This window comes from Streptomyces sp. NBC_00454, from assembly GCF_041434015.1.
In the GTDB taxonomy this organism is placed as follows: Bacteria; Actinomycetota; Actinomycetes; order Streptomycetales; family Streptomycetaceae; genus Streptomyces.
On the sequence record NZ_CP107907.1, the window covers coordinates 876,338 to 891,305 of the forward strand.

The following is a 14,968-nucleotide window of genomic DNA, read 5'->3' on the forward strand; positions in this document are numbered from 1 at the left end:
GGGCGACGGCGGGGGACGCCGGGTACGACGGGTACGCGACCCGAGGAACACTAGACGGGCGGCCGGGCCCGCCAGGCCGGAATCCTCCGCTTCGGTATGAGGAACTGACAAGCGAACTTTCGCCGCACCCTCACACGGCGGGCAGCCCCACCCCGTGCGCCAGCTGGCCGGCGGCGTGCGTGAAGAAGGTGTCGCGGTCCTCGACGACCCGGTTGAACTGGCCGAACAGCTCGAAGGAGACGAGCCCGGCGAGCTGCGCCCAGGCAGCGACCAGGGCGGCGGTGACCTCCGGGGGCAGGCCCGCGGCGAAGTCCTCGGTCATCCGGACGGCTTCGGGCCGCAGTTCGGCGGGGAGCGGCGGGAGCGCGAGGCCGCGGCCCTCGTAGGCGGCGCGGACGATCCCGATGAGGGTGTTGCCGACGCGGGAGGCGGGGCCGACGGTGTCGCTGGGCGCGCTGTAGCCGGGGACGGGGGAACCGTAGATGAGCGCGTACTCGTGCGGGTGCTCCAGGGCCCAGGCCCGGACCGCCTCGCAGACCGCGATCCAGCGGGCCCGGGGCGCGGCGGTGGTCGTGGTGGCACTGGCACTGGCGGCGAGGGTACGGGCGTCCGCCGCCTCCGCGGCGGCCCCGACGCTGTTGTAGGCGTCGACGATGAGCGCGGTGAGCAGATCGTCACGGCTGGGGAAGTAGCGGTAGAGGGCGGAGGAGACCATGCCCAGCTCGCGCGCCACGGCGCGCAGCGAGAGCTTGGCGGCGCCCTCGGCCGCGAGCGCGCGGCGCGCCTCGTCCTTGATGGCGGCAGTGACTTCGATGCGGGCCCGTTCCCTGGCCCCTCGCACGGTGCTCATGGGGATCAGTGTGGCACGCATGCAGAGCAGTGCCCAAAAAATGGAGCGCCGATCCATTTCGAGAGCACTGCTCTTGCTTTGGATCCCCGCTCCGTGCACACTGATCTCAAGCGAGAGCAGTGCTCTCCCAACCTCTCCTCAACGCCCCGGAGGCTGCCATGGACGCGCCCACGCCCTACTACGTCACGTCCGGCCCGATCGCCATCCGCTTCAACGCCCTCTTCGGCAAGCTCGCCCGCCTCGGCATCAGCCTGGCGGGCACGGCCGAGCTCTCGGTGCGCGGCCGCAAGTCCGGCCAGATGCAGCGGATCCCGGTGAACCCGTACACGCAGGACGGCGTGCAGTACCTGGTCTCGGCCCGCGGCCACTCGCAGTGGGTGCGCAACATGCGTGCCGCGGGCGGCGGCGAGCTCCGCCTCGGCCGCAAGGTGCGCACCTTCACCGTCACGGAGCTCACCGACCCCGCCGAGCAGGCCGTCGTCCTGCGCGGGTACCTGAAGAAGTGGGGCTGGGAGGTCAACCGGTTCTTCAAGGGCATCACCGTGAACTCCCCCGAGGCCGAGCTCCGGGCCGCCGCCGGCGACCACCCCGTCTTCCGCATCACGGTCACCGGCTGATCGTGCGCCGCCCCGGGAGACCCGGAAACATGGGAAACACGGGATACCCGGAAAACACGGCGGCGGCCCCACCGGAAGATCCGGCAGGACCGCCACCCCGAACGGCTCCACGAGCCCGCTCCCGCCCGCTCCCCCACCGGGAAACGGGCCTAGGGGCCGGGCCCAGGAATCAGCCCTGAGGTCCGCCGGGCGCCGCGCTCGAGGTCTCGCCCTGCGGCTCTCCCGGCTTCGCACCGCCCTGACCCGCTCCGCGCACCTGCCCCGGAGCCTGGACCTGGCCCTGCTCCTGCACCTGGCCCTGCTCCTGCACCGGCCCCTGGGCCTGACCCTCGCCCCGGCCGCGCGCCTGCCGGGCGTCGAGCAGGTGCAGCGCCTTGCGCGCCAGCGGGTACGTACGCACCATGTCGGCCAGCGTCATCGAACCCCGGGTGATCCGCGCGAAGGCCAGCCAGGCCGGCCGGAAGCCGGTGATCGCCGCGTGCAGGACGCCCGGCTTGGACTCGAAGACGGTGAGCATCCGCTTGCCGACGCCCATCTCCACGCCCAGCCCGGCCTTGACCGCGAAGGCGTAGTTGAGCGCCTGCCGGCGCGCGTCCACCGCGTCCTGGGCCTCGGAGATCTTCACCGCCCACTCACCGGCGAGCCGCCCCGAGCGCAGCGCGAAGGAGATGCCCTCCCGGGTCCACGGCTCCAGCAGCCCGGCCGCGTCGCCCGCGACCAGCACCCGGCCGCGCGAGAGCGGCGATCCGGGCTTGCGGCAGCGGGTCAAGTGACCGGAGGAGATCGCCGGTTCGAAGCCGGACAGGCCGAGCCGGGCGATGAAGTCCTCCAGGTACCGCTTGGTCGCGGCGCCTTCGCCCTTCGCCGAGATGACCCCGACGGTGAGGGTGTCGCCCTTGGGGAACACCCAGCCGTAACTGCCGGGCATCGGGCCCCAGTCGATGAGGACCCGGCCCTTCCAGTCCTCGGCGACGGTGTCCGGCACGGGGATCTCCGCCTCCAGACCGAGGTCCACCTGGTCCATCTCGACCCCGACGTGCGCGCCGATCCGGCTCGCGCTGCCGTCCGCGCCGACCACGGCCCGCGCCAGCACGGTCTCGCCGTCGGCGAGCACCACGGCCACGGTGCGCCGGTCGGGCACGGAGGCCCCGTGCTGTTCCACCCGCGATACGGCCGTACCCGTACGGACGGTCGCGCCGGCCTTCTCCGCCTCGGCGACCAGCGCCGCGTCGAACTCGGGACGGTTGATCAGCCCGAACAGCATCTGCTTCGAGCGCCGTGTCCGGGTGAACTTCCCGTCGAGCGAGAAGGTGACCGCGTGGATGCGGTCCTTGAGGGGCAGTACGAAGCCCGGCGGGAGGGCGTCGCGCGAGGGGCCGATGATGCCACCGCCGCAAGTCTTGTACCTGGGCAGTTCGGCCTTCTCCAGCAGCAGGACGCGCCGCCCGGCGGTGGCCGCCGCATGTGCGGCCGAGGACCCGGCAGGTCCCGCCCCGACCACGATCACGTCCCACACCTCGCCGGTCTCCCCGGCCGTCTCCGCGTCCGCCCCCTGAGCGGCCCGTCCTGCTGCCGCGTCGCGTACGTCGCCGCTGTCGCTCTCGTCGCTGCTCACGATGTGCTGCTGCTCCTGATCCTGCGGTTCATCCCATTGCTCCGATGCCGGGGAAATCCTACGGCGCGAGCCGGGTCGCCCCGCTGTGCGAGGATCGACACTGTCTTTGCCTCATCCCGCATACGCCCACCCCCGCGACTGCGGGAGGCGTACACGTACACCAACGTCGCACCCAGTAGGAGCGTGCCCATGTCTTCGCACCCGATCGCCGAAACCATCGCCTCGCTGATGCCCCGCGCCAAGCAGGAGCTGTCGGAGCTGGTGGCTTTCCAGTCGGTGGCGGACTGGGCACAGTTCCCCAAGAGCGAGAGCGAGGCCGCGGCCAACTGGGTGGCGGACGCGCTGCGCGCCGAGGGCTTCCAGGACGTGGCCCTCCTCGACACCCCCGACGGCACCCAGTCGGTCTACGGCTTCCTGCCGGGTCCGGCGGGCGCGCCGACCGTGCTGCTGTACGCGCACTACGACGTGCAGCCGCCGTTGGACGACGCGGCCTGGATCTCCCCCGCCTTCGAGCTGACCGAGCGCGACGGCCGCTGGTACGGGCGCGGCTCGGCGGACTGCAAGGGCGGGTTCATCATGCACCTGCTCGCGCTGCGCGCCCTGAAGGCCAACGGCGGCGTGCCGGTGAGCGTGAAGGTGATCGTCGAGGGTTCGGAGGAACAGGGCACGGGCGGTCTCCAGCAGTACGCGACGGCCAACCCCGAGCTGCTGACCGCGGACACCATCGTGATCGGCGACGCGGGCAACTTCCGTACGGGCCTGCCCACGGTCACGGCGACCCTGCGCGGGATGACCCTGCTGAAGGTCAAGATCGACACCCTGGGCGGGAACCTGCACTCCGGCATGTTCGGCGGGGTGGCCCCCGACGCGCTGGCCGCCCTGATCCAGGTGCTGGCCTCGCTGCGTTCGGCGGACGGTTCGACCACGGTGGACGGGCTCGCCTCGGACGCGGTGTGGGAGGGGCTCCAGTACCCGGAGGCCGACTTCCGTGCCGACGCGAAGGTGTTGGACGGGGTCGAGCTCATCGGCGAGGGCACCGTCGCGGACCGTCTCTGGGCCCGGCCCGCGGTCACCGTGCTGGGGATCGACTGCCCGCCGGTGGTCGGCGCGACCCCGTCGGTGCACGCGAGCGCGGGCGCGCTGATCAGCCTGCGGGTGCCGCCGGGCGTGGACATCTCGGAGGCGATCAAGCTCCTGGAGGCGCACATGGTGGCGCACACCCCGTGGAAGGCGCGTCTGGAGCTCGAAGTCGCGGGTCAGGGCCAGCCGTTCCAGGCGGACACCGACAGCCCGGCGTACACGTCGATGGCCGAGGCCATGACGGTGGCGTACCCGGGTCAGGAGATGCAGATCAGCGGCATGGGCGGGTCGATCCCGCTGTGCAACACGCTGAACTCGCTGTACCCGGAGGCCGAGATCCTGCTGATCGGCCTGAGCGAGCCGGAGGCCCAGATCCACGCGGTGAACGAGAGCGTTTCCCCGGAGGAGCTGGAGCGCCTCTCGGTCACGGAGGCCCTGTTCCTCGTCAACTACGCGGAGTCCAAGCGCGCCTGACGGCCGCCCGACCGCCGTCCGACGGCTGCCTGACAGCCGTCTGACGCTCCGCTACGGGCGAACCCCGCTCTCGGCGTATCTCGGCCGGGAGCGGGGGCCGTCCGCATACGTTCGGGTGATGGATCTTGTCGAAGTCATCCCCGAACGGCTCCACATGCTCCGCTTCCCCATCGGCCAGGCCTACCTCTGGCGCGACGGAGCGGACCTGACCCTGATCGACGCGGGCCACGCCGGTGGGGCGGCCGCGATCGAGGGCGCGATACGTTCCCTCGGACTGCGCCCCGAGCAGCTGCAGCGGATCGTCCTGACCCACTGCCACCGCGACCACGTCGGCGCGGCGGGCGAACTGGCCGCCCGCTGGGGCGCGGAGGTCCTGGCGCACCGCCTGGACGCCCCGGTCATCCGCGGCGACCTCCCGGTGCCGGAGCCGGTGCTCCTGGAGTGGGAACGGCCGCTGTACGCGCACGGCCTGACGGTCCCGCAGGCCCCGCCGACCCGGGTGGACCGGGAATTGACGGACGGTGAGGTGCTCCCCTTCGGCGGCGGCGCCGTCATCGTCCACGCCCCGGGCCACACTGCGGGCAGCATCGGCGTCCATCTGCCTTCGCACGGCGTGCTGTTCACCGGCGACTGCATCGCCGGGGTCGGCCAGGTGATGCTGGGCGTCTTCAACGTGGACCGTGCCGAAGCCATCACGACCTTCGGCCGACTGGCGGCCCTGTCCCCCTCGGTGGCCTGCTTCGGCCACGGCGACCCCCTGACCGTGGACACGACGGCCGTCCTGCACGCGGCGGCGGAGGCGGCCGGCGCCTCGGGAACCTAGAGGGCCCGGGCCGGCTACGGCACCGCCCGGCCCGCCTCCAGGTACACCGCGCGGCCGCGCTTCCGGGCCTTCAGGGCCCAGCGCAGCCGCTCGTAGCGCACCGGCGGCAGCAGCCCGGCCGCCTCCGCCTCCGTCACGAACCGCCAGGCCCGCAGTTCCGGCCCCGGCAGCCGCAGCCGCCCGGCCTGCGCCGCCGGGAGCCGGCCGCCGTCGAACAGCAGCCGCAGGCCCCCGTACCCCGCCGGAGGTCCGGGCGCCTCCCAGTCCACGACCAGCAGCTCGGGCGGACGGGTCAGGAGGAGCCCCAGCTCCTCCTCGACCTCCCGCACGGCCGCGCACGCCGGAGCCTCGCCCGCCTCGACCACGCCCCCCGGGAACTCCCAGCCCGCCTTGTACGTCGGATCCACCAGAAGCACCCGGTCCGCGTCGTCGAAGAGCAGTACCCCTGCGGCCACGGTCTCCCGCGTCGGCTGCGGGGTCTGCACGATGTCGCAGACCCGGGCCGCGTCGGTGCGTACGGCTTCGGCGATCCGCTCCGCCGTCTCCCGTACGGTCAGGGCGCCGTTGTCGACCACGTGCGCGTCGGCCGTCAGCCAGCCCAGCGCGTGCTGGTAGGCGGGGATGTGCTCGTACGCCCACTGTCGTACCCGGACGTCCACGTCCTGCGCCGACCCCGGCTCCTCCCGGGTGGCGATCCGCTCCCGAAGGATCGTTTCCTCCGGGGCCAGCAGCACATGCCGCACCGCGATCCTGCGCGCCGCGAGCCCGCCGAAGATCTCGTCCCGGTACTCCTGCCTCAGCAGGGTCATCGGGACCACCAGCACCCCGCCCACCTCGGAGAGCATCGCCGCCGCCGTGTCCACGACGAGCCGCCGCCAGCTCGGCAGGTCCTGGTAGTCGCAGACCTCCGCGAGGCGCTTGCGCGGCAGGAGCACCCGTAGGGCGTCACCGATGAACTCCGGGTCGAACAGGGTGCTGTCCGGCAGGAGTCCGGTCAGTTCACGGGCCGTGCTGCTCTTCCCGGCGCCGAAAGTGCCGTTGATCCAGACAATCACGTCTACCCCTCTCCCGATGCCCCCAGTGGCTTGCCCGCACCACCCTGCCACGGAAACCCCGCTGTCCCTGTAAGTGCTTATCCTCAAGGTCAGGGCCTTGCCGCTCCGCCCTGCCGCCCACCGTCCCGGAGGCTTGACCACCGTGCCGCACACCCGCCGCCCGTCCGAACCCCGCTACGGCAACCGGCCGACCATGAAGGACGTGGCGGCCCGGGCCGGCGTGGGCCTCAAGACGGTGTCGCGGGTGGTCAACGGCGAGCCGGGGGTCACCCCCGACACCGAGAAGCGGGTCCAGGACGCCATCGACGCCCTGGGTTTCCGGCGCAACGACAGCGCCCGGGTGCTCCGCAAGGGCCGCACCGCCACCGTCGGCCTGGTCCTCGAGGACCTCGCCGACCCCTTCTACGGTCCGCTCAACCGGGCCGTCGAGGAGGTGGCCCGCGCGCACGGCGCCCTGCTCATCAACGGCTCCAGCGCCGAGGACCCGGACCGCGAGCGGGAGTTGGCGCTCGCGCTGTGCGCCCGCCGGGTGGACGGGCTCATCGTCATCCCGGCCGGGGACGACCACCGCTACCTGGAGCCGGAGATCCGCGCCGGGGTGGCCACGGTGTTCGTGGACCGCCCCGCGGGCCGGATCGACGCGGACGTCGTACTGTCCGACAGCTTCGGCGGCGCCCGGGACGGGGTGGCCCACCTGATCGCGGGCGGGCACCGCCGGATCGGCTTCATCGGCGACCATCCGCACATCCACACCGCCACCGAGCGGCTACGGGGCTACCGCGCGGCCATGGAGGCCGCCGGACTGCCGGTCGCCGGATCGTGGGTCTCCCTGGGCGCGACGGCCCCGGACCGCGTCTCGGCCGCCGCCCGCACGATGCTCTCCGGAACCGAACCGGTCACGGCCGTCTTCGCCGGCAACAACCGCGTGACGGTCACGGTCGTACGGGTCCTCGCGGCCCGGCCCCTGCCGGTCGCGCTGGTCGGCTTCGACGACTTCGAGCTCGCCGACCTGCTGCGCCCCGGCATCACGGTGGTCGCCCAGGACGCGGCTGCCCTGGGCCGGGTGGCCACGGACCGCCTCTTCCAGCGGCTCGCGGGCGCCGACCTCGCCCCGTCGCGCATCGAACTCCCCACCCGACTGATCCCCCGCGGCTCGGGCGAGCTCCCGCCGGTCACCGGATGAGCGACCGCAGCCCGGGCACGGCCCCGCCGGTGGCGGTGAGCCCGGCGAGGGCGGACAGGGCGGGGTGCACGCCGCCGAGGTAGCTCAGCCCGCCGGTGACGAGGCCGGCGAACAGGGCGCCGAGGAGCACGACTGCGGCGTGCAGGGTCAGGAAGGACGGCTCGGTGTCCGAAGGCGTGGTCATGCCCCGATTGCACCGCCCTTCGTCCCCGCGCGCCGCCCGCACCGAACGACCCGGACCGCCGCCGAACACCGCCGAACACCAGCGCTGTTCCACGCTGTTCGGGATTGTCCGGCGGAGCGCCCGGCACGACCCTCACCTGTGCGGTGATGGACAGCGTGCGTGCATTCAGCGAAGAACTGGAGTCGTTCGCGGCGGACTTGCGCCGACTGCGGCTCGACCGGGGCAAGCCGTCATACCGCGAACTGGCCGCGCGTGCGGTGAAGTCCCAGACCGGCATCCGGCTTCCCGTGTCCACCCAGAGCGACGCGTTCCGCGGGGACCGCCTTCCGGGCCTGGACCGCCTCATGGGCCTGGTCCGAATCCTCCACTCGTACGACGAGTTCGGGCAGGAGCGGCCCGTCCCACCCCACAACTCCCCCGAGCTGGAGCCCTGGCGCCGCCGCTGGCGCGAGCTGGCCGCCCTGGATCCCGTCCGGCGCTCCCCGGCACCCGGGCCCCGTACGACACGGCGAGCCCACCTTCCGGGGCCCTCACCGGCTCCCATCAGCGGGACCGGCTTCGCCGTGGCCCACGTGCTCACCACCCGGTCGGACAACAACTGGTGTGCGGCGTTCTCGCCCGACGGCCGGATCCTCGCCGTGTCCGGGATGAACGGGGAGACCGCAGGTGTCCAGCTGTGGGATCCCGTCCTCGGAGTCCCCGTCGGCCTGCTCGAAGGCGGACGCGTTGCCTTCGCATTGGCGTTCTCCCCCAGCGGCCGCCTTCTGGCCGTCGGAGACAACGGTGGCACAGTCGCCCTGTGGGATACCGAGACACGTGAGCAGACGGGGCCGGCCCTGCTCGGCCACGACGGCCCCATCGACGTGGTCGCCTTCGCGGCGGACGGCCGGACACTGGTCACGGCTGACGACGATGTCATCCATCGGTGGGACACGACGACCGGAGAGCCCGCCGGATCACCTCTCATCGGCGAGATCAAGGCGATGTTCTGCCGCTCCGACGGCGGCATCCTGGCCGCGCTCAGGGCCCAACACACACTGTTCCTGTGGGATCTGACGACCGGCGTGAGTATCAGCAAGCCCCTCATCGAGAAGATCCCTGAGATCGTCGGGGCCGCGTTCTCCGCCGACGGTGCCCTGCTGGCCACGACCGTCGGGGAAGAGACCCTGCTGTGGGACACAGCGACCGGCACCGTCGCGTACAAGCTGTCCGAAGCGGCCGGCCCCGGGGACACCGTGGCCTTCTCCCTGGACGGCCGCCTGCTGGCCACCATGAGCGACCACGGCACCGTACGCCTGTGGGACCCTTCGACCGGCGCCCTCCTGGGCCCGCCCCTGACGGGGCACAAGGGTCCGTTCGACCGGTTGGCCGTGTCCCCCGACGGTCGTATGCTCGCCGTCTGCGGCGAGGCCGACACCCTGCTGGTGTACCACGACGAGCCGTACGCGGTGCCCTCGCCTGCTGCGCCGCTCGCGGTACGAGCCCTCGAGTCCGCCTTGCGCATGCATCAGGCCGTGGCTCTGCCTGCCCTGTCGACGGAGAGCGGAGTCGCTCTGCGCAGGCTGGCCTTCTCTCCGGACGGCACCCGTCTCCTGGTCCGCACCGAGGACGGCCGGATCCTCACCTGGGATCCGGCGGCACGCGTCCAGCTGCCCGAGTCCCTGCCCGCTCCGACCGGAACGGCCCCCTGGGGGCTGGACTTCCCCGCCGATGGCTGGCCGACCAAGCTGTGGACCCCGGCCCGGCCGCCCAGCCGTCCCGTCTCCCTGGTACAGCACGTCGCGTTCCGCGCCGCTGGCCGGCAGGCGGCCGTGATCGGGGCGGACGGGCGGGTACTGGTCCTGGACTGGTCCGACGACCGGAGGGCCGCCGCACGCGTTCCGGACGGGGTGTCGGACGTGTTCGCCCTGGCCGCCGCTCCGAACGGGGGCGTGCTGGCCGCCGCCATGGGCGAGCGGGTGGTGCTGTGGGATCCGGCCGCCCCGGAAGGGTCCGACCTGGAGCTGGAGGCCCATTCGAGCACCATCGGCGCCATGGCCTTCTCCCCGGACGGCTGCCTGCTGGTGACCGGCGATACCGACGGGCACATCCTGCTGTGGGACGTAAGTGCCCCCGCTCCCCCCGGCCGCCGACCCCCTGGCCGCCGTCTCCCCGGGCACGCCGGGGCCGTGTACGACCTGGCGTTCTCCCCGCAGGGGAACCGCCTGGCCAGCGCGGGTGCGGACGGCACCGTGCGGCTCTGGGACCCAGCCAGGGGTGAGGCCACCACCGGCTTGCCGTTGACCGGTCACGGAGGAGCCGTCCGCGGTGTCGCCTTCTCCCCCGACGCGAGCCTGCTGGCCGCCTCCGGGGACGACGGCACCCTGCGCTGCTGGCTCCTGCCGACCCCGCACGCGCCGACGGCCCGGCCCCGGTGATCCGGGGCCGGGCCGTCCGCGTCGGCTGCGTCAAGCGGTGGCCGTCATCGTCGCCGAGCGGCGCGGGATGGCGAAGGCGTCGAGCTCCGCGCGGCTCAGGCCGGTCAGGGCCGTGACCTCGTCGGCGCCGACGGCGCCGCAGTCGAGGCCGCGTACCAGATAGCCGGCCAGGGCCTTCGCGGTCGCGGGCTCGTCCATGACGTCGCCCTCGATCTTGGCGACGTACGCCTTCAGGCGCGCGGCGGCCGTTTCGAGGCCCTCGCGGTAGAAGACGAAGACGGCCGCGTAGCGGGTCGGCAGGTGCGCCGGGTGCATGTCCCAGCCCTGGTAGTAGGCGCGGGCCAGGGCGCGCCGGGTGAGGCCGTAGTGCAGCTTCCAGGCCTCGTGGACGTGCTCGGTGGTGCCGATCGGCAGGACGTTGGTCGAGCCGTCGGAGACCCGTACGCCGGTGCCGGCGGCCGCGACCTGCATGACGGCCTTGGCGTGGTCGGCGGCGGGGTGGTCGCTCGACTGGTAGGCGGCGGAGACGCCGACGCAGGCGCTGTAGTCGAAGGTGCCGTAGTGCAGGCCGGTGGCGCGGCCCTTCGAGGCCTCGATCATGCGGGCGACCGCGGCTGTGCCGTCGGAGGCGAGGATCGACTGGCTGGTCTCGATCTGGATCTCGAAGCCGATGCGCCCCGGGCGCAGGCCGCGGGAGGTCTCGAAGGCCTCCAGCAGCTTGACGAAGGCGGTGACCTGCTCGGGGTAGGTGACCTTGGGCAGGGTCAGGACGAGGCCCTCGGGCAGGCCGCCGTGCGCGAGCAGGCCGGAGAGGAAGACGTCGGTGGTCCGGATGCCGCGGTCGCGGACGTTGGACTCCATGCACTTCATGCGGACGCCCATGTACGGGGCGTTCGTGCCGTTGGAGAAGGCTTCGGAGATGAGGCGGGCGGCGCGGGCGGCGGCCTGGTCCTCCTCCTCGTCGGAGCGGACGCCGAAGCCGTCCTCGAAGTCGACGCGGAGGTCCTCGATCGGCTCGGTGGCGAGCTTGGCGCGGACGCGGTCGTAGACCGGTACGGCCAGCTCGTCGGAGATGCCGAGTACCTTGGCGAAGGTGGCGGCGTCCGGGGCGTGCTCGTCGAGGGCCGCGAGGGCCTGGTCGCCCCAGGAGCGGATGGTGTCCGCGTCGAAGACGTCACCGGGGACGTAGACCGTGTGGATGGGCTGACGGGTGCCGGGGTCGCCCGGGTAGTGGCGCGCGAGTTCCGCGTCCACCGGCGCGAGGGAAGCGCTGATGCCCTCGCTGACCGCGCCTGCGAGGCTCGTCGCCACCTTCTCCTGCTGACCCATCGTGCACTCTCCTCTTTTCCGCTTCACGGAATCTTTCATCCGCATAGCAGAATTTAGCCACGGGGTTCCGCTCAGTCAATGGTCCCTCGGCCGTCCTGGACAAACGACTCGGGGCCGCGCGGTGAGAAACACCACACGGCCCCGGAGAGCACTTCCCGCAGGTCAGGCCTGCGGACGAGGGACTAGCCCTTGCGCGCCTTGATCTCCTCGGTCAGCTGCGGGACGACCGCGAAGAGGTCGCCGACCACGCCGTAGTCGACCAGGTCGAAGATCGGGGCCTCGGCGTCCTTGTTGATGGCCACGATGGTCTTCGAGGTCTGCATGCCGGCGCGGTGCTGGATCGCGCCCGAGATGCCGGAGGCGATGTACAGCTGCGGGGAGACCGACTTGCCGGTCTGGCCGACCTGGTTGGAGTGCGGGTACCAGCCGGCGTCGACGGCGGCACGCGAGGCGCCGACGGCCGCGCCGAGGGAGTCCGCGAGCGCCTCGATGATGTGGAAGTTCTCGGCGCCGTTGACGCCGCGGCCGCCGGAGACCACGATCGCGGCCTCGGTCAGCTCGGGGCGGCCGGTCGACTCGCGCGGGGTGCGGGAGGTGACCTTGGTGCCGGTGGCCAGGGCGCCGAAGGTGACGGCGAGGGCCTCGACGACGCCGGCGGCCGGAGCGGCCTCGACCGGGGCCGAGTTCGGCTTCACGGTGATGACCGGGGTGCCCTTGGAGACGCGGGACTTGGTGGTGAAGGAAGCGGCGAACGCGGCCTGCGTCGCGACCGGACCCTCTTCACCGGCCTCCAGGTCGATGGCGTCGGTGATGATGCCCGAGCCGATGCGCACGGCCAGGCGTGCGGCGATCTCCTTGCCCTCGGCGGAGGACGGGACGAGCACGGCGACCGGGGAGACGGCGTCGTACGCGGCCTGGAGCGCGTCCACCTTCGGTACGACGAGGTAGTCGGAGAACTCGGAGGCGTCGGCGGTGAGGACCTTGACGGCACCGTGCTCGGCGAGCACGGCGGCGGTGGCCTCGGCGCCGGCGCCCAGGGCCAGGGCGACGGGCTCGCCGATGCGGCGGGCCAGCGTCAGCAGTTCGAGAGTGGGCTTGCGGACGGCGCCGTCGACGTGGTCGACGTAGACGAGGACTTCAGCCATGGGGATGCTCCTGCGAATGCGAAGTAGTCAGGGGGCGTTGCGAGAGGGCCGAAGCTCTTAGATGAACTTCTGGCCGGCCAGACAGTTCTTAAATGAACTTCTGCTCCGCGAGGAAGGCAGCCAGCGACTTGCCGCCCTCGCCCTCGTCCTTGACGATCGTGCCGGCGGTGCGGGCCGGACGCTGGGTCGCGGAGTCGACCGCGGTCCAGGAGCCTTCGAGACCGACCTCGTCGGACTCGATCTCCAGCTCCTCCAGGTCCCAGGACTGCACCGGCTTCTTCTTGGCGGCCATGATGCCCTTGAAGGACGGGTAGCGGGCCTCGCCCGACTGGTCCGTCACCGAGACGAGCGCCGGGAGGGAGGCCTCCAGCTGCTCGCTCGCCGAGTCGCCGTCGCGGCGGCCGGTGACGACACCGTCCTCGACCTTGACCTCGGAGAGCAGGGTGACCTGCGGGACGCCCAGGCGCTCGGCCAGGATCGCCGGGAGGACGCCCATGGTGCCGTCGGTCGAGGCCATGCCCGTGATGACCAGGTCGTAACCGGCCTTCTCGATCGCCTTGGCCAGCACCAGCGAGGTGCCCATGACGTCGCTGCCGTGCAGGTCGTCGTCCTCGACGTGGATGGCCTTGTCGGCACCCATGGACAGCGCCTTGCGCAGCGCGTCCTTCGCGTCCTCGGGGCCCACCGTCAGGACGGTGATCTCCGCGTCGTCGGCCTCGTCGGCGATCTGCAGCGCCTGCTCGACGGCGTACTCGTCGAGCTCCGACAGCAGGCCGTCGACGTCGTCGCGGTTGACGGTCAGGTCTTCGGTGAACTGCCGGTCGCCAGTGGCGTCGGGCACGTACTTCACACAGACAACGATCCTCAGGCTCACGCCGGCTCTCCTACCGCATCGACATTTCTGGTACCGCCTTGTTCAGGCAGCATAGGCGCCATCTCGGGCCGTTCCCGCCGGGGCGGCCCGCGCTCCGAAGGGAATGTTACTCGTCAGTACACAGCGGGTCCCGCCAGGTTGCAAGGCCCGTGAACTGTGATCTGGCCAACGCGGGCGGAACCCGTCCCAGCAGGGACGATTCAGTCGCGCAACGCGTTGAAGCGCCCCTGGTGGTACAGCAGCGGGCGCCCCTCGCCCGCCGGATCCCCCGCCGGGTCCCCGGCGACCGCCTCCGCGATCACCACTCGGTGCGCACCGGCCGGCACGCGCGCCACGATCCGGCACACCAGCCAGGCCAGGACTCCGCCCAGCACCGGGACCCCGTAGGGTCCGGGCGCCCAGTCGGTGGCCGGACCGAAGCGGTCGGCTCCGTTCCGGGCGAAGAGGCCCGCCAGGTCGCTCTGGTGCTCACCGAGTATGTGGACGCCGAGGTACTCGGAGTCCCGGACCCCGGGCCAGCTGGAGGACCCCGTGCCGATGGTGAACGACAGCAGCGGCGGGTCCGCCGAGACGGAGTTGAGCGAGGTCGCGGTGAATCCCACCGGCCGGCCGCCGTTGTCGGCGGTGATCACGGCGACGCCCGCCGCGTGCCGGCGGAACACCGAGCGCAACAGGTCGGGCGAGCCGGGCAGGCCGGTGTCGGATCGGGGGGACGGAGCCGTCGGAGCCGTCATGAAGGGATTCCCCGTCCGTAAAGCAGGAGTTCATACCGCATGTCGCCAGCCTGGCGATCACCCGTGTACACAGTCAAGCCGCAGCGGACAGATGTAGGGCGCGTCACTCTGCGTGCGGGCGCGCGCACCGGCGCTCCGGACCCCGCGCGAGGGTCATACGGCCTCGCCCAGAGCGGCGATCACGTCGGCCGTGCGCGGCATCCCCACGCCCCGCCGCACGATCCGGCCGGCCGCGTCCAGGACGAGCACCGTCGGCGTCTTCTCGATCCCGAGGGCCCGTACGAGTTCCAGCCGTTCCTCGGCGTCGATCTCGATGTGCGCGACGCCCTCGACCATGCCGGCGACCTCGGCCAGGATCCGCCGCGTGGCCCGGCAGGGCTGGCAGAAGGCGCTGGAGAACTGCACCAGAGTGGCCCGCTCCCCCGGCTCCGCGCCCAGCTCCCGGGCGCCCAGCCGAAGGCCCGTCCCGTCGTCCCCCTCGTGCCCGCGCACGCCCGCTCCCCTCGCCGCCGTCCTCGTACCGCTGCCACGTCCACACCCAGGTCCGCACCGCGTCCATACGCTGCCCGTATGTGTGTCCGTACATCA

General features: G+C 72.3%; 14 protein-coding genes. 5 read left to right on the forward strand and 9 right to left on the reverse strand.

Going from position 1 to position 14,968, the window contains the following annotated elements:
* Positions 1-130 precede the first annotated feature (130 nt).
* On the reverse strand, positions 131-850 hold the full coding sequence (locus OHU74_RS04055) for a TetR/AcrR family transcriptional regulator (RefSeq protein WP_371614611.1): 720 nt from the start codon (positions 848-850) through the stop codon (positions 131-133).
* A gap of 158 nt (positions 851-1,008) precedes the next feature.
* Between OHU74_RS04055 and OHU74_RS04060 the strand changes: the two genes are divergently transcribed.
* Positions 1,009-1,467, forward strand: coding sequence for a nitroreductase family deazaflavin-dependent oxidoreductase (locus tag OHU74_RS04060; protein ID WP_371614612.1), 459 nt, complete (start codon positions 1,009-1,011; stop codon positions 1,465-1,467).
* 169 nt (positions 1,468-1,636) lie between these two features.
* Here OHU74_RS04060 and OHU74_RS04065 read toward each other — a convergent pair whose 3' ends face one another.
* Positions 1,637-3,082, reverse strand: coding sequence for a geranylgeranyl reductase family protein (locus OHU74_RS04065; RefSeq protein WP_371614613.1), 1,446 nt, complete (start codon positions 3,080-3,082; stop codon positions 1,637-1,639).
* Between the two features lie 189 nt (positions 3,083-3,271).
* On the opposite strand from OHU74_RS04065, the gene OHU74_RS04070 reads away from it, so the two are divergent.
* The gene (locus tag OHU74_RS04070) at positions 3,272-4,636 is read left to right on the forward strand and encodes a dipeptidase (protein WP_371614614.1); all 1,365 of its coding nucleotides are present in this window, start codon (positions 3,272-3,274) and stop codon (positions 4,634-4,636) included.
* 118 nt (positions 4,637-4,754) lie between these two features.
* Positions 4,755-5,459: an MBL fold metallo-hydrolase gene (locus tag OHU74_RS04075; RefSeq protein ID WP_371614615.1), complete on the forward strand. Its 705-nt coding sequence runs from the start codon at positions 4,755-4,757 to the stop codon at positions 5,457-5,459.
* 14 nt (positions 5,460-5,473) lie between these two features.
* On the opposite strand, the gene OHU74_RS04080 is transcribed toward OHU74_RS04075, so the two are convergent.
* The gene (locus tag OHU74_RS04080) at positions 5,474-6,514 is read right to left on the reverse strand and encodes an NUDIX domain-containing protein (protein WP_371614616.1); all 1,041 of its coding nucleotides are present in this window, start codon (positions 6,512-6,514) and stop codon (positions 5,474-5,476) included.
* A gap of 142 nt (positions 6,515-6,656) precedes the next feature.
* On the opposite strand from OHU74_RS04080, the gene OHU74_RS04085 reads away from it, so the two are divergent.
* On the forward strand, positions 6,657-7,697 hold the full coding sequence (locus tag OHU74_RS04085) for a LacI family DNA-binding transcriptional regulator (protein WP_371619561.1): 1,041 nt from the start codon (positions 6,657-6,659) through the stop codon (positions 7,695-7,697).
* Here the strand turns inward: OHU74_RS04085 and OHU74_RS04090 are convergent.
* Positions 7,687-7,881, reverse strand: coding sequence for a hypothetical protein (locus tag OHU74_RS04090; RefSeq protein WP_371614617.1), 195 nt, complete (start codon positions 7,879-7,881; stop codon positions 7,687-7,689). The genes OHU74_RS04085 and OHU74_RS04090 overlap by 11 nt on opposite strands.
* 155 nt (positions 7,882-8,036) lie before the next feature.
* Here OHU74_RS04090 and OHU74_RS04095 point away from each other — a divergent pair, with 155 nt between their 5' ends.
* The gene (locus OHU74_RS04095; RefSeq protein WP_371614618.1) at positions 8,037-10,298 is read left to right on the forward strand and encodes a PQQ-binding-like beta-propeller repeat protein; all 2,262 of its coding nucleotides are present in this window, start codon (positions 8,037-8,039) and stop codon (positions 10,296-10,298) included.
* A gap of 30 nt (positions 10,299-10,328) precedes the next feature.
* On the opposite strand, the gene OHU74_RS04100 is transcribed toward OHU74_RS04095, so the two are convergent.
* The 5 genes from OHU74_RS04100 to OHU74_RS04120 all read right to left on the reverse strand — a co-directional run bounded on the left by OHU74_RS04100 (position 10,329) and on the right by OHU74_RS04120 (position 14,872).
* Positions 10,329-11,627 (reverse strand): aldolase, encoded by a 1,299-nt coding sequence (locus tag OHU74_RS04100; RefSeq protein WP_371614619.1) that lies wholly within the window; start codon positions 11,625-11,627, stop codon positions 10,329-10,331.
* 182 nt (positions 11,628-11,809) lie between these two features.
* Positions 11,810-12,772: an electron transfer flavoprotein subunit alpha/FixB family protein gene (locus OHU74_RS04105; RefSeq protein WP_371614620.1), complete on the reverse strand. Its 963-nt coding sequence runs from the start codon at positions 12,770-12,772 to the stop codon at positions 11,810-11,812.
* A gap of 88 nt (positions 12,773-12,860) precedes the next feature.
* Complete coding sequence (locus OHU74_RS04110; protein ID WP_371614621.1) at positions 12,861-13,646, reverse strand: electron transfer flavoprotein subunit beta; 786 nt, start codon at positions 13,644-13,646, stop codon at positions 12,861-12,863.
* Between the two features lie 200 nt (positions 13,647-13,846).
* A complete protein-coding gene (locus OHU74_RS04115) occupies positions 13,847-14,380 on the reverse strand; it encodes a flavin reductase family protein (RefSeq protein WP_371614622.1) in 534 nt (177 codons plus the stop codon).
* 153 nt (positions 14,381-14,533) lie between these two features.
* Positions 14,534-14,872: a TlpA family protein disulfide reductase gene (locus OHU74_RS04120; protein ID WP_371614623.1), complete on the reverse strand. Its 339-nt coding sequence runs from the start codon at positions 14,870-14,872 to the stop codon at positions 14,534-14,536.
* Between the last annotated feature and the right edge of the window lie 96 nt (positions 14,873-14,968).